The organism is Cognataquiflexum aquatile (assembly GCF_003316845.1).
In the GTDB taxonomy this organism is placed as follows: domain Bacteria; phylum Bacteroidota; class Bacteroidia; order Cytophagales; family Cyclobacteriaceae; genus Cognataquiflexum; species Cognataquiflexum aquatile.
Map to the genome: position 1 here is coordinate 372,014 of NZ_QMIK01000003.1, position 15,380 is coordinate 387,393.

The 15,380-nt window shown below is 41.6% G+C and carries 13 protein-coding genes; 3 read left to right on the forward strand and 10 right to left on the reverse strand.

Features of this window, described 5'->3' with window-relative positions; genetic code table 11:
- Positions 1-165: 165 nt before the first annotated feature.
- A complete protein-coding gene (locus tag DQW11_RS10430; RefSeq protein WP_113924015.1) occupies positions 166-693 on the reverse strand; it encodes a hypothetical protein in 528 nt (175 codons plus the stop codon).
- 887 nt (positions 694-1,580) lie between these two features.
- On the opposite strand from DQW11_RS10430, the gene DQW11_RS10440 reads away from it, so the two are divergent.
- Together DQW11_RS10440 and DQW11_RS10445 are read left to right on the forward strand one after the other, a co-directional pair.
- On the forward strand, positions 1,581-2,456 hold the full coding sequence (locus tag DQW11_RS10440) for a sugar phosphate isomerase/epimerase family protein (RefSeq protein ID WP_317047879.1): 876 nt from the start codon (positions 1,581-1,583) through the stop codon (positions 2,454-2,456).
- Positions 2,453-5,278 (forward strand): PVC-type heme-binding CxxCH protein, encoded by a 2,826-nt coding sequence (locus DQW11_RS10445; protein WP_113924016.1) that lies wholly within the window; start codon positions 2,453-2,455, stop codon positions 5,276-5,278. Before DQW11_RS10440 ends, DQW11_RS10445 begins: the two co-directional genes overlap by 4 nt.
- A gap of 210 nt (positions 5,279-5,488) precedes the next feature.
- Here DQW11_RS10445 and DQW11_RS10450 read toward each other — a convergent pair whose 3' ends face one another.
- The 7 genes from DQW11_RS10450 to DQW11_RS10475 all read right to left on the reverse strand — a co-directional run bounded on the left by DQW11_RS10450 (position 5,489) and on the right by DQW11_RS10475 (position 11,852).
- A complete protein-coding gene (locus DQW11_RS10450) occupies positions 5,489-5,923 on the reverse strand; it encodes a DUF3788 family protein (protein ID WP_113924017.1) in 435 nt (144 codons plus the stop codon).
- A 59-nt stretch (positions 5,924-5,982) separates the two neighbouring features.
- On the reverse strand, positions 5,983-7,104 hold the full coding sequence (locus tag DQW11_RS10455; RefSeq protein WP_113924018.1) for a hypothetical protein: 1,122 nt from the start codon (positions 7,102-7,104) through the stop codon (positions 5,983-5,985).
- A gap of 86 nt (positions 7,105-7,190) precedes the next feature.
- A complete protein-coding gene (locus tag DQW11_RS22250) occupies positions 7,191-7,343 on the reverse strand; it encodes a hypothetical protein (RefSeq protein WP_157966091.1) in 153 nt (50 codons plus the stop codon).
- A 125-nt stretch (positions 7,344-7,468) separates the two neighbouring features.
- On the reverse strand, positions 7,469-8,545 hold the full coding sequence (locus DQW11_RS10460) for a hypothetical protein (RefSeq protein ID WP_157966092.1): 1,077 nt from the start codon (positions 8,543-8,545) through the stop codon (positions 7,469-7,471).
- 135 nt (positions 8,546-8,680) lie between these two features.
- Complete coding sequence (locus DQW11_RS10465) at positions 8,681-9,079, reverse strand: hypothetical protein (protein ID WP_113924020.1); 399 nt, start codon at positions 9,077-9,079, stop codon at positions 8,681-8,683.
- A gap of 189 nt (positions 9,080-9,268) precedes the next feature.
- A complete protein-coding gene (locus tag DQW11_RS10470) occupies positions 9,269-9,964 on the reverse strand; it encodes a hypothetical protein (RefSeq protein ID WP_113924021.1) in 696 nt (231 codons plus the stop codon).
- Positions 9,965-10,310: 346 nt separating this feature from the next.
- Complete coding sequence (locus DQW11_RS10475; protein ID WP_113924219.1) at positions 10,311-11,852, reverse strand: serine hydrolase; 1,542 nt, start codon at positions 11,850-11,852, stop codon at positions 10,311-10,313.
- A gap of 340 nt (positions 11,853-12,192) precedes the next feature.
- Between DQW11_RS10475 and DQW11_RS10485 the strand changes: the two genes are divergently transcribed.
- Positions 12,193-12,939: a hypothetical protein gene (locus DQW11_RS10485; protein WP_113924023.1), complete on the forward strand. Its 747-nt coding sequence runs from the start codon at positions 12,193-12,195 to the stop codon at positions 12,937-12,939.
- Between the two features lie 381 nt (positions 12,940-13,320).
- Here DQW11_RS10485 and DQW11_RS10495 read toward each other — a convergent pair whose 3' ends face one another.
- Together DQW11_RS10495 and DQW11_RS10500 are read right to left on the reverse strand one after the other, a co-directional pair.
- The gene (locus DQW11_RS10495; protein WP_113924025.1) at positions 13,321-14,646 is read right to left on the reverse strand and encodes an ATP-binding protein; all 1,326 of its coding nucleotides are present in this window, start codon (positions 14,644-14,646) and stop codon (positions 13,321-13,323) included.
- A 63-nt stretch (positions 14,647-14,709) separates the two neighbouring features.
- Positions 14,710-15,303, reverse strand: coding sequence for a precorrin-2 dehydrogenase/sirohydrochlorin ferrochelatase family protein (locus DQW11_RS10500; RefSeq protein ID WP_113924026.1), 594 nt, complete (start codon positions 15,301-15,303; stop codon positions 14,710-14,712).
- Positions 15,304-15,380: the final 77 nt, after the last annotated feature.

Consider the following 15,380-nt stretch of genomic DNA (forward strand, 5'->3'; position numbering starts at 1 on the left):
CAGCCCTAAACTTAAAGTCTGAGTTTATGTCGCTGGTCAAGAAATATAACTCCTTTTTTTAGTTCCCCGTCCAAATTGTCAGCGGACGAAAATCGCGTCCACTGTGTAAATACTGTCTGATTTTTTTGCTTGAGGTTGTCTCTTGTCAATTAGCGTCTAGAAAAATTATTTTATTTCGGTTTTAAGCGATAGAAATAATAAGTAAAACATCATTCCGATTGATATCAGAGCAAGAATCATACTTAAAACTAAAAAAATAGGAAAGCAGCTAAGGTTGTCAGCTTGATTATCCACGAATACGATACCAATTAGTGAACTAATTATTGTCGCTATCGAAAATATTGTTGGCCAAATAAAGTACTTTCTAATAGCATTTTTTTCTTCCCTTAAACTCCTACAATTAGAAATGAGCGCACGTGTTTCTTGAATAGCATTTACTTTGGTTGGATTCGATTCATTCTTTTTTAGAATAGTTTCGACTTTATCGTAAAGGTCGATCTCACCGATAAAATTCTCGTTAAAATTGTGAGTTGTATTATTGTCGAGTCCGCGATCTAAATTGGAGACTAAATTGTCCAAGTATTGCATTCGAAACACAATGAATACTCCAAGGAATGCAATCAAAGCTGCGACTGATTGCGCTAATGTGCTATAAAAATAGAATAGGTTATTTGGGCTTAAGTGTATTTCCATACTCAACTTTTTATAGATGTCAAAATATGTTAGTCGTTATAACTGTCGACTTGGTGTCGTTTTTTCGCATTACTGAAATGTCCGTGATCAAATCTATTCCCCTTGTTTATTTTCTGTCGACCGAAATTTTGTTGGCTGACACGTCACTGTCCACGAAGCCAACCCAATTGGCCACAACGATTCTCTCCACGGCACAGTGGCGTGGAGCATTCCAAATTAGAGTGATAGACGCCACTGTGGCGTCTATTTTCTCATTATCTAAACATATAACTAATATCCTACATATCCAATCCGTCCAATGGACTTTTTATTTGGTCAAATCCATCCGCGTGAAACCTGTTCATCTTCCAAACTTCCCCTCCCCTCCAGTACACCTTCCCCCCATATTCCCCCCACCTTCCCCTATAGATACTCCGTGTCCCTCCTATAGATACTCCGTGTCCTACTTAGGGATACTCCGTGTCAGGGGTATGTCCTAGGGATCCCATCGAGGTGTATCCCTTGCAGATAATCTCTATATCTGTTTTGGGAATAGCTCTATATGGAGGGGCTCTTCCTTTTGTCTAAAGGGGATAGGGAGAAATCAGGAAGTGCACAAGGGATGAAAGATTACTTTGTAGAGGTGGAAAGGTACAATTTCGGACCCATTGAAAGCGTAAAACAGAGTTTTGATTATCTCAATAAGGCCAAATACGTAAAATGGGCCATGTAGAACCTTACTGAAAAGGGAATAAACTTCACAATGAGTAGGTACTAAAAAATTTATTAATAGCCTTTTCAGTCCTCGCATTAATGAAAAAGAAGGATACCATTTCTTTGGGAGCCACATGGGTTTATCTGCTTGACCTATTGGGATATTTTTCTATCTTGGTGTAAAGAAATTTTCAATGATTATGACCCACACCACTCCACGAAGAACCTTTATCCGACAATCTTTGGGCATTGGTTTGGGTGTTCTCTTCCTGCCTTCGGCCCTTAAAGCAAAACCCTTATTCCCTTTTTCTTTTGGCGCCTGTGATTGGTCCATAGGTCAAATGGCTTCCCTAAACGCATTCGAAACTGCCAAGGGAATAGGGCTGGATGGAATACAGGTAAGTTTGGGAACTGCCAAAGACAATATGCACCTAAGACAGTCAGACATGCAAGAAAAATACCTGAAGGCATCCCGATCAACAGGAGTAAAAATTGCCAGTTTGGCAATAGGAGAGCTAAATGAGATTCCCTATAAATCAGAAGGGCATACCCAAGAATGGGTTCATGACAGTATAGATGTGGCCAAAGTCTTGGGATGTAAAGTGGTACTTCTTGCTTTTTTTGGTAAAGGAGATTTACGTAATGATCCGGAAGGCAAAAAAGAAGTGATACGGAAACTAAAGGAGGTAGCCCCAAAAGCCGAAAGGCAAGATGTTTATTTGGCGGTAGAATCCTGGCTTTCTGCTGAGGAGCATTTGGATATCATAGAAAAAGTGGGTTCTTCCCATGTAAGAGTCTATTATGACGTGGCCAATGCCACCAGCATGGGATACGATATTTTTAAGGAGATGCGGTTGTTAGGAACCGACTACATATGTGAAGTCCATGCCAAGGAAAACGGGCAACTGCTGGGTAAGGGCGAAGTGGATTTTGTGAAGGTGAGAAATGTATTGGACGAAATAGGTTACCGCAACTGGATTATCTTGGAGGGGGCTATTCCTGATGGAATGGAAATGATAGAGGCGTACAGAAAAAATCTGAAATTCTTGCATCAAACTTTCAATCCATGAGACAACTATTCAAAGTAATAGTACCTGTAATGCTAATCTTAGGTTGCACAGCGCCCGAAGAAGACGCTCCACTGTTATTTGTTCCTGATGATTTGGATGTGGTACTTTGGTCAGAATCCCCGGATTTTTATAATCCCACCAATATAGATGTAGATGCAAAAGGAAGGGTTTGGGTGACAGAGGCAGTGAATTACAGGGACTTCAGAAATGCAGAAGGTCACATGGTGCAGAAAGAGGGAGACAGGGTGGTGATTTTGGAAGACAGCAATGGCCAGGGCAAGGCTAACAGCTCCAAAGTGTTTGTGCAGGATCCTGATTTACGGTCCCCCCTTGGATTAGCAGTGGTGGGAAATCGTGTAATCGTTTCCTGTGCCCCTCATATCATCATCTATACTGATGAAAATGGGGACGATAAACCCGACAAAAAAGAGATATTTCTTACTGGCTTTGGGGGTAGGGATCACGATCATGGTCTTCATGCCGGGGTTTTAGGGCCCGACGGAAAGTGGTATTTTATTGTCGGCAACGCTGGACCTCATCAGGTGACGGATAAGAATGGATGGACCCTTAGATCCGGTAGTGTGTACAACGAATACACCCCATATGCCCAAGAGAACTTACCCAATCAGGTAAGTGATGATGGAAATGTGTACACCGGGGGTTTGATCATCAGGGTGAATCAAGATGGTACAGGCATGCAAGTGATGTCCCACAACTTTAGAAATGCCTATGAAGTGGCTGTGGATTCTTTTGGCAATATGTGGCAAAGTGACAATGATGATCAGACCGGCTCTTGCAGGACCACATGGCTGATGGAAGGCAGTAACGCAGGTTTTTTTAGTGCCGATGGCAATCGAACCTGGCAGGCAGACCGTAGACCGGGACAGACCGTGCCTATGGCGCATTGGCACCAATATGACCCTGGAGTATTGCCGGCAGGGGATATCTATGGTGCGGGCTCTCCAACAGGCATATTGAGATTAGAGGGAAATGAATTGGGAGAAGCCTACCAAGGCATGCTACTTAGTGCTGATGCAGGTAGAAATATTATTTTTGGATACCAACCTACACTGCGAGGGGCGGGTTATCCTCTTGAGGAGAGAACGGTCTTTATTTCTTCCGTTAAGGTAGATAAAGCCAATTACATTTGGCATGAGGTGGAAGACGATCAGAGCAAGTGGTTTAGGCCAAGTGATATTGCTGTGGGCACGGAGGGTGCTTTATACGTAGCAGATTGGTTTGACCCTATAGTGGGGGGCCATCGTATGATAGACAAAAAGGGGCATGGCAAAATATATAAAATACAGCCCAAGAATAAATCACTTGAAAAACCCAACTTGGATTTTTCCAGCGTTGAGGGTCTAGTTCAGGCTTTTCAAAACCCTGCCATCCATGTAAGGGGATACGCAAGGGCGGGTTTATTAGAGAAGGGACAAGCTTCCATACCGAGCCTTGTGCAGTTGCTGGAATCGGACAATACCTTTATACAGGCGAGAGCGATTTGGCTGTTGGCCGAGCTGGGAGAGCAGGAAAAGATCCGTAGTTTTTTAGCTCATCATGATGCAGAAATAGTACTTGCCGCATTCAGGGCATTGAGGCAATTTGATAAGGACAATTTATTGAACAATGCCGCTATTGCCCTAGAGGCAAATCATCCTGTGGTTATGGCAGAAGTGGCCATAGCCTTACAGGCGTTGCCTTTGGACCAAAGTCGGGATTTACTGTTCTCTATAGTAGGGGCCTACGATGGGCATGACCCCTGGTTGCTCCATGCTTTGGGAAAAGGTTTTGCGGCGCACAGAGAAAAGATTTATCCTGAGTTACTCAGGTATTTTGATGCGAAAGATCCCGAGGCGTGGCCGCAACCCTTAGCCAAATTGGTATGGGAACTCCACCCAGCCGATGCAGTGGATGACTTGGCTATTCGATTGGCCAAGCTATCAGGGAAAGAAAAGGAAGAAACTATGACAGCTTTGGCATTTATCGATACACCTAAGGCTGCTACTGTTATTCGTAATTATTACGCCAATGCCTCAGGTAAGGAAAAATCTCAGGCCCAATGGTGGCTTCAGTTTAGAAAAACCAATGAATGGAAAACCTATTTGGCAGACTGGGAGTCCCCACAAGATAACTTACCTCAAGTGGAACCTGAGGTATTGGTTTTTAAAGCAACTTTGTTGGACACATTGGCAGTAAAGGAAGATAGGGAAACGGCTATCAAAGCCTTGGCTTCCGAAAGTCAGGGAAGGCTACACCTCATTCAGCTTGCCATCATGGACAGGCTCTCCAAGCTTGAAAAAGAAATGGCTGGAAAAATGATGAATGCTGAGATCAATTTGGCGAAAAAGAGTTTGTTGGCGCATTATTTTCCCATGGAAACTCCCGGGATACTGGAAAGGGGGGAAGTGGAAAGGGCAAAGACTTCCCCGGGCCAAGGGGAGATGCTGGCCATTCGACATTGTGCGGTTTGTCATTCCATTGGGAAGACGGAAAACGATATAGGCCCGGATCTACGGCAGGTAAACCAAAAATTCAGCAAAACTGGTTTGATAGAGGCAATTTTGGAGCCTGATGCTTCTGTAGGTTTTGGCTCTGAGACTTTCTTGATTGAATTGAACTCCGGAGCTATCCTTTACGGTATGCTTCAATCCAATGGCCCTGTGGTTACGGTAATGGAAAGTTCAGGTAGGAAACACCTTATCCCGTCTGAAATGATCAAAGATAGGCGACAACTTCCCCACAGCTTAATGCCCAGCCCGGTTTGGATGGATATTTCTGAAAATGAGATTGGGCAGATTGCGGCGTATTTGATGGGGGGATGAATTTATGATTAAAACGGTTTTTCACTTTACCTAAAAAAGGCACCTTAACTCAAAAGTGTTGAGAAAACATACAAGTTATCCACCTTGTTATTACTTACCGTCACCTTGTTTTGGGGATGTGGACAAAATGGAAACAAAGAAGTAAATGGGAACAGTTCAAATCCTATTTTAGACTCCTTTTCCATCAAAGTCCGATAATTTCCAAAAAATCTACTTCAACCCTTTTTTGTATTTGATAATTTCCCACACATCCATTAACTGTTCCTTTTGGTCAATCTCAAAAGTCAGTGGGATCAATTTGCCAACCGGTTTGGCATTTCTAAAATTCTCTTTGGTTGCATAGCTTATTGGCAAATCGAAGATCCCTGAGTGGGAATTATGGGTGAAATAAAAACTCATCTTAAGGAGATTTTCCCAAGCAGAAAGCCAAAAAATTGTCTTCTTTTTTTGAGTGGCTTTAAACAGCCATGCTTTTCCGTCTTTGTAATATCTCCATTCGTGGTCAAGTCCAAAATCAACGGAAATTTTTTCTCGCAATTCGCTGTAAATCTTAAAAATATCTTCCCCAAGTTCTTTTTCCAACACTTTGTCTGTTGGTACGATTAATTCATCCCGAAGTAACAATTGCTGATTTTCTGCTTTCATTCTTGTGAACAGTTTACAGTAAGGAAATTACCCATTTGTGGCGGTCAAAAATAGGTCATCTACTCTCCTTTGCCATCGGTAAAAAAAAGCCAGGAATCAGTTCTAAAGGTATTGTTTATGGTTCTTGTGCCCACAAAAATAACCTCATCTTGCACCCGGCTGCCGACAGCATTGTGTCGGTAACTTTCAGTTCCATTGTAAATCTTTTCGATACCTCCGCCACCTGCTAAATCGGTAGAGAAAATTAAAGCTGTTTCCTTTTGGTTTGGGGTGGCATTAGAAAATCCGCAAAAATGAATCGAGTTCCCAATATAGATGGCATCCATAAACCAATTTCTGTTGATACCATCACCATGGTCAAAATTCCAAAGGGTGTTGCCGCTGTCATTCAGCAAAAATGCCCATGCAGAAGTTTGCTTGGATCCTACAAAAAGGAAATCCCCAGTGGGACTCTTGATGACGCTTGTCACTGTCGAAAACCCGAGGCCTCCTTTTTCAGTTTCCCAATATACTCTGCCGTCCTTAAACCTATAAATCAGGATTCCCTGTTCATCTAAAATCGGATCTGCTATTTTTCTCTGACCTTGGACAAGAAAATTTGATTTGCTTTCAATCACGATGTGATAGGTAAAGAAATCCGCTTTTGGCTTAAATCTGAAATCTGAGGATCCTAATACGTCCCCATTTTTGGAAAATGCTTCAAGATAAATTGTTTTTTGGAGTGATGTGGGATCTTCATTTGTGGTCGATGTAAAGGCAAGAATCAGTTCATTTCCCAGCATCTTGAGGGTGGGCGCTTCCACCATTTCCGGACCACGGGTTACAAATTTTTCCCATAAAAAATCCCCGTTTAGATTGTAGGCAGATACCCCAAGTCTGTTGGGATCTTCTGTTTTTCCCGTTGCAAAGATTTGGTTTCCTTCTGTAATCATGTAGTCAAAAACATGGCTACGTATCGAGAATCGATGCTGAAATTTTCCGTTTCGATCCAGAACAGCACCCCGGGCCATATTGTAGATTACAATTGTATTGTCATTGGGGAAAAGGATCCCGTTACTTCCTCCTTCATCCTCTATAAATATTTCCTTTGGAGCAGTGTCTGAAGGAGATTCATCCGGTTCACAACCTGTCCATAATCCTAGGTAGAAGAAGAAAATCAAAAATCTATATAAGTATTTCATTCTAAGGGTTTTGAGTAAATCTATTAAAAAGATGCTAGTTAAAAAAATTTGGAAGGGCGTATTTTAAAGGTTTGGAAATAAAACTTTCAAGAGGGCAGACCATGCTTTTTGGAAGGCTCCAAAACTGAACTTAATTCTGTGGCACCTGTGGTCTTATAAAAAGTTAACTGCAGGTAAGTCAGCTGCCTCAGCCTGTTCAAGAACCTCCTCAAAACAGTATGCAGTAAAGACCGATCCATCACAAATCATTCCATTCATTTTTAAGTCCAGTCCCTGAGTAAAACAATTATGGATGTAACATTCAGAAAGGAAACAGGATGATTTGATCTAGTATTTTCCGGTCAGGCAGGTTTTGATCTTAGTGTTAAAGGACAAAGGATGCGAAAGTTTTCATCAATTCTGCAATGGGAATTTCCAGGAGAATCACAGGGAAATAAGGCAGGGATGCTGCTACCCAAATCGGGAGGATGTCATACAGTGAAAAGGTCAGAGACCTCATTTTTAGGGTATTAGTCATAAGGCTGTTGAAGTCATTGACAGTGCCAAATTCAGCCGATTTCAGGTCCTCTTCTTGTACTTTTTCGTAGTTTTTGGAAATCCGGGGTTTCAATTCCCTGTAAATTCCATTGGCAAAATCATAGTTATTAAATATGGCCTCTTCCCTGGCTGAGGTGAGTTGTTTGGTAAAGCTGAGGAGTGGAATAACAAACAGGAGGGTGATAAAGACCATGTAGGAAATAAAGGGGATCCTGAAATCGGACAAGTGGGAATCTTCGATCAGCATAAAATCCGCCATTTTGCCGGCGATAAGTGCTGAAATCCCAAAGGCTACCGGTGAAAAATACCGGATCGAATAACCGAGAAATCCAAGGCCGCCGACTAGGTCGGGATGTATGGTGTAGAGTTTCAGTGGTATTTTGGCAATTTTGCGGAGTAGGTTGCCCCAAACAAAAATGCGGAAGAGCCATTTGTAGAGCAGGAAGATGACTAGGGGACGGCTGAATAATAGATTCCATTTGCCCGCAAAATTCAGAAAAGGTTCACCGTTGATTACATTGACCTGCCAAGAGAGGATTTCGGGAGTAAGCTGCTCGAAGTAAAGTACGACCGACACCTGAATGTAACAGATCACGAGAATGATCAAATCCGGCCAACCTGAAATGAGTAGTTTGTTGCTTTTTACAATCAAAGCCTCATAATGGGGCATTTGATCTTTAGGCAGCATGCCCGCTTCGGTAAACTGTTTGAGAATTTTCTCTAGTCGCTTGCCAATCACGCGGACTGACAAAATAAAGATCGGAAGTGCCACCAAAAATCTAACTTGGGTATCCTGATGGGTGATAAACGAATTAGTAACGCTGCCCGTCCAGAAACTGTTGTTGATCAGGGAATAAATGGCCAGCGGAACCCAGCAGATGCCAACGACCAGCAGGGCTTTCATGCTTAGGTTCACCGGGGAGGTTTTACTTATTTGTATACCGTTTATCAATCTGCTAAACCGATCTTTCTCAAAAGAAAATTCCATAGGAACAAGTTTCTGACACCGTTTTCAATTTATTCAAAAAAATTGACAGTCTCAGCGACCCTCTTTTACTCCCAGGATGGTGACGGTGGCATTCCCGTTTAATCCCTTGGTATCGTACCAAAAGGTAATTTTTCTAATTTTTTTATTTCCGATGCCCCGGATATCCACAGTGCGGCTCTCTCCTCCATCTGCGATTTTTCCCCGCATTTCGATCTGGTCGGGCGTGCCGACATCATATGTCACTTCTATGCGCATCATGTCGACTGGAGAGTCTTTCACCTGGAATTTTATCTTGCTGATTTTGTCATTTCCGGCGGTGAGGACGATGACGTCATAATCAGCCTTAAGACCAATTTCTTTGGTTCCCAGCACTTCCCATTTCTCCTCTTTTTGGGCCTGTACGGCTTGGTGAAAGAGGAGGGCGATAAAAATTACGAATAGTTTTTTCATTTGGATATGGTTTTTAAAAATCTATCTAGTCGCTTTCCTGCAACATTCCGAACGATGATAATTCTCAAGAATCAATTGCGTTGAAGTGGTGAGGAGGAGAGGGTTCAAGCTTCCCTCTCATCACCAAATTTCGATAAATTGACCTTTTCTAGAGATTACGGGGGGATCAATTTCGGAGTGTAGGGCTTATTACATTCCTACTTTTTGATGCTTGTCGTTTTTGATACTAATATTGATGCCCTCACCGGGAAGGTTTAGCCTGGTTTCGCTGGGATACTCGGTACCATCTGCAAGCACTGAGTAGATAAGGTTAAACACAATTTTGTCTTGCGGATTATCCACGGTGGTCAGGACTTCAATTCCATCGAACAATCCCTTTTGAAGCTCGAGGGTGATGGAAACTTTATCTCCGGGCTGGAGGTATTCCGGGAATTCTAAGGTGTATTTTTTATTCGCTTCCAGCACTTTGATGCTGGTTTGGCCTTTGGCATAGATGGCCTGCAGTTTTTCGGGATTTGGGGGCAGGTATTCCTGCACTTTGGCTACGGATCGCTTGATGTGGTCACCGAGTTCTTCCTTTTTTTTTTCCACGATTTTACCCCTTACTCCACGGGGGGACTCTTGTGGTGCTGGTGCTGTGAGGGGTACTTTTTTTACTTTGCCGTCGGGTCCTACGCTGCATTGGTTTTGGGTTTGGGATTTGATTTCATCCCCTTTCATCACGGTGGTGGTTTCTACCCAAGTGTAGGTGGCGAGGTTTTTGGCACTGGTTTCCAGGTTGGTTTTAATCTGTGCCATGGCCTGCTTGGGATCTGCGGTCTGGGCACTTACGGAATAAGCTAGGCAAAAAGCCAAAAGAAGGGTTCCAATCGTTTGATTTTTCATAAGAATAGCTTTGTTTGATTGTCGTTATTTATGTAAAGTGACTTTCTTCAATATAATATATAAAATTATGCTATACACAATGGTTTGATCAACAATGATTTTCATCCAATATTTCTCAGGGCTTTAAGTTTCTGCCAAATGTTTTTTGACACTTCATCTGCAATTTTTTTCAACTTCGTCTTGACTTATTTTGAACCTGAGGTCTGTTAGATCGTCAAGCAATTTTTAAGTTCTGGCAAATCAAAATTAGAAGGAAGCCTTACCAATATTTTGTCCGTAGGCCTTTCCAGAATCATAAGTTTGATTATAATCAAATATAGAAAATTGATCCTGATTTTTTTGATTACTAATCCATGACTTTCCTGGGTTTTAATTCCTCAAAGAATATGTCATCATTGGGAACCTGGAATTCCAGTCCGGTTACTTTCATGTCGTTGTCGGTCTGGAATTTAACTGTACCAAAACTGAACCACGCATGTTTTTCGTCCCATACAATTTCCCATACATCATAATGCCAGTGGCGAAGCTTTGCAGAAAGGCGTGGTGAGTTTTCGAATAGAATTACAAGTTCTCCACCCTCAAGCAGTACTTTAATATTGCCGTATACGTCCGCATGGTAAGTGCCGGTGTAGGCAGAAAGCTCAAGGGAGGGTTTGGTATCCATCACCCTTTTGGCTTTCATGTATGCAATGCGGGTGTCATTTTTTTGGTTTTCATTGGTCCTGACGAGCAAGTCTGCCGACCAATCCTTCGTGCCTGTCCCTAAGAATTGATCAAAAGCATAATACGTAGCGGCCATAATGGGGCTTTTGTGGCCATTGGTCAGGACGACAATGCCCAGGTTTTCTTCCGGAATCATCGTCACGGCCGTGATCATCCCGTCAAATCCACCTGTATGGCCCACCATAAATTTCCCATGGAAATCACCCAGATTCCAGCCTAGTCCATAGGCAGCAAAGTGCCTTCCCAAGTCGTTTTTTGTGGTATGGTCTACCATAAAATTGTTGTGCGGTGTCCAGACCATATTTCGGGTGGCCTTGGTCAAAATCGTGTCTTTGCCGTGGATACCATGGTTGAGGTTGAAGATCATCCATTTTGCCACATCGTTGACCGAAGAGATGATGCCGCCGGTAGCTCCGATTTCATTCCAATCCTCAAATTCGATAGGGAAGTTTTTGTCATTTTCCCGTCCATGGGGAGTGGTCACGTTATTGGTATTTGCCAAATCCTGTGCAGTGGTCAGGGTCCTGTCCATACCCAAAGGAACCAGGATTCTTTCTTTGACATTTTCTCCCCAGGTTTTGCCGGTGATTTTCTTGATGAGTTCGCCCGCTGTGATGTACATCAGGTTGGAGTAGCCATACCCGGCACGAAAGTCATAAGCTTGTGGAAGTTTTCCTGCGAGCTTGATCATGTTTTCGGAGCTCATCTCAGATTTGTACCATATCACATCTCCGCTGAATGTGCCCAAACCCACCCTGTGGCTGAGGATATCCCGAACGGTCACCTGACTGCTGATCCAGGGATCATTGTAAAGTGAAAAATAGGGGAGATGGTGTTTGACCTTGTCGTTCCATTTAAGTTTCCCTTCCTGCACGAGCATCCCGATGATCGCAGAAGTGAAAGCTTTGGAATTCGAGGCAATGGCATAGAGGGTGTTTTCATCAGGCTTGGCGGGTTTACCGGTTTCGATGAGGCCATAGTTTCCGGTAAAGACAAGTTTTCCGTCTTTGACGATACCGATGCTTGCGCCCGGGACATCCCAATCGGCTACCATTTTGGCAAAATAGGCATCGAGTTTTTTGAGGTCCGGACCCTTTTGGGTTTGGGCTGACAGATCGATCGTAAAAAACAATAAAAGGGCGAAAAACAGGAAGAGTTTGTTCATGATAAAGGATTTGTAAAAGGCTTTATAACTTGATTCTAACCAATACAATATAGGCTTTCTTGGGAAAAAAAATAGGGATTGACAGGTCATCCTTCTAAAAAAATCTATTTTTAACCGATGAGTTTGCAAGAAATTGACATTTAAAAATATAATTGAAAAACAAATGATTTAACTCTTTGATTGATGAAATAAGTAGCCAAAAAAAATTAAATTTGAGTAACGATTGGAAAAAAAGAGGAAATTTTGATTTTGTAAATTTCCTTTTTTCATCATGAACTCCTTCGGGAGACATTAAAGCAACAGATTTGAATTCTTATTTAAAGGTTTAAATGACCGTATTATGAAAAAGCTTGGTAGTTTACCCCTAATAGTTGTTTTGGTTTTGCTTTCTTTTTCTGCTTTTTCCCAAAAAGCAGATTCGGTGGAAAGAAAAAATGTCATCAAATACAACCTGAGTACAGCAGCATTTTATAACCGGGCATTTTTGTTTCAATACGAAAGGGTACTTAACCCCAATCGAACAATATCTGTCCAATTAGGTCATGTAACTTTGCCTGAGCTCCTCACCAGATTTGAAAATATTCAGAAGATATCCGATGCGGAGCAATTCGGATACAATGTAACGGTTGATTATAGGTTTTACCTTGCCAAAGAAAACAAATACAATGCCCCTCGGGGTGTTTATATCGCCCCGTTTGTTTCTATTCACCATTTTAAAAACGTCAAGGATTTTGAATTGAAAAGTTCAGAAACAAATGAATTTGAAACTGTTACCCTCAATTCCAAAGCGAATATCCTCAGTGCAGGAGTGGCTTTGGGATATCAATTTGTGTTATGGGAAAGGATGACACTGGATTTTTTGGTCTTGGGGCCTTCTATCTCCAATTACAATGCAGAAATGACCTTGGATGGAGATATTCCTCAGGTGGAACTAGATGAAAACCTCCAACTTATCCTTGAGCACATTGTGAATAGACTTCCTTTTATCGACGGGTTATTGGAGGACAAAGTCGCGGATTTTAATGGCAGGACAAACATATCTACTATGGGATTCAGGTACTCGGTCGGGATTGGTTTCCGGTTTTGAAAAATTGATTAGAAATACCAAAATCACACAATTGGTTAGTAAAACGTGAAAAAAATCACATAATCGGAACCAATTGTCCTAGAAGGGAAAGTTATTTTTTCGAGTTTGAAAAATTCATCAGACCATTTATGATTAAGGCAATTGATAGGGAAAATAGAATAAAAAAGTAGATAAGCAACCGATACTCATTAAATCCTGCGCTCCAGACATTCAATCCTTTAAAATGATAAAGATAAAAACAAGTAAAACAAAAAACTATAAGTCCAATTGAGATACTTGTCCATGCAAATTTCCGTAGATTTAATCTCTTTTTTTCCTCATTTTTTTGAAGCCATTCTTTGTCTTTGAGGGACTTAACTTTCCTATTCATGTTATTTGATCTCATTTTCCCAGAATATTTGTTAAAAAATCTGCTGTCCTATCCACCAAAAAGAGAGGAATGTTCAACAATCCATCCCTGAATTCCATGTTCTTCAGTGAGTAGCGGATTTTAAGTTTAGGAGAATGAACTTGGGAGTAATAAGCCAAACTTTTACTTCTAACATTTTCATCGGATTTTACTTCTATTGGGATAATCTCATTCCGGAATTGAATCAAAAAATCCACTTCTGCCTTTCCTTCAGAGGTCCAATATCTTGGAAAGACATCTAGTTGAGGCATCAGACTCTGCAAGATGAAATTTTCAGTCAATGCACCTTTGAATTCTACAAAAAGTCTATTCCCTTCTTTGAATGCCATGGGATCAAGTTGAGATTTTCTTCTTAATAAACCGGTATCAAAAAGATAAATCTTGAACGCAGACAAATCGTCGTAAGCCGCCAATGGCAAATGGATCTGGTTACAGCGGTGAATTTTGTAGACCAATCCTGCTTGGACCAACCAAAGCAAAGCGTCTTCATATTCTCTTGCACGCGCACCTGTTTTGACAGCTTGGTATAAGAATTTTTTATTTTCCTTTGCCAATTGTGAAGGAATGGAATCCCATATGTAAGAAATTTTGGGTATGTCTTTCGTCTCAGTGTGTTTCGAAAAATCAAGTTCATATGCTTTCTGAATGTCCTGAAGAATTTGTTGAGTCCTATCAATGTCCATTTCATCCAATAAGATTTTGGCTGCTTCCGGTAATCCGCCAGAAATGAAATAAAGCTTGAATTTTTCCAATAGGGAGTTGAAAAAGAAATCAGGTATTGGCTCTCCCAATGCTGCGGATTTCACAAATGCAGCCAAATTTGGATCTGCCTGATGCAAAAACTCCAAAAATGTAAGTGGGAACGCTTCCATGAATTCAACTTTGCCAACTGGAAAAGAGGCTTCATTGCCCAAAGTAATTCCTAAAAGAGATCCTGCACCTATGATAACATATTCAGGCGCATTTTCATTGAAATATTTGAGTGAGTTTAGGGCAGGTTTGCATTCCTGAATCTCATCAAAAAAAATGAGTGTCTTTTCAGGTTGGATGTTTTTACCATGTACCAAAGAAAGATTTTGAAGCAATCGTGTAACATCTTTGGTTGATTCAAAAAATTGTTTGATATCCGGCTGTTCATCAAAATTGAAATAGGCGACATCTTCAAATTCTCTCTTTCCGAAAGTTTTTATCAATGACGTTTTACCCACCTGCCTGGCACCTTTGAGTAACAGTGGCTTGCGGTTTTTTCTGTTTTTCCACAGAAGCAAATCCTTTTCTAAATCCCTTTGAAAATACATAAATCACACAATTGGTTACAAAAGTGTGAAAAAAATCACATAATCGGAACCAATTGTGTGATTTTACTCAAATTGTCCCGATTTCTCCTTGCTGACCAATCCCTCGGTCAGCTTGTTCAAGGCTTCGACTTTGTACTCGAAGTCCCCCTTTAAAGTCTCCCTGTATTTGTTGATATTTTCTACCAATTCATTGATGTCCTCGGGGATGACTTCTTCGAGTAGCTGACGCAATCGCTTGGCTGTAGTAGGAGATTTGCCGTTGGTGCTGATTGCTATCTTGACATTGCCTTTGCTGACAATTCCTCCCAAGTAAAAATCACAGAGGTCCGGTGTATCCGCCACATTGACCAACAGAAACCTTTCTTTGGCATCGTCATGGATTCGCCTATTGACGGCTTTGTCGTCTGTGGCGGCGATGACGATATGCTTTCCCCCAAGATATTTCTCGTGGTAGACATCCTGGATCAAAGTGACATAAGGATTGTCTTTTGCCAGAGCCAAAAAATCTTCATTGAATTCTCTTGAAACAGCCGTCACCTGCGCCTTTGGACTGCTTTTGAGCAGGAAAGCCAACTTCTCCGTGCCCACAAATCCCCCACCAACCAAGAGCGTATTCAATTGGTGGACTTTAAGGAAAATGGGGTAGAGGTGGTTCATATTCAAGGTTGATATTAGTTGATAATAATTGATATTATTTGATACTTGTTTCCGCCTAATTGAGAAGATATGAAGTA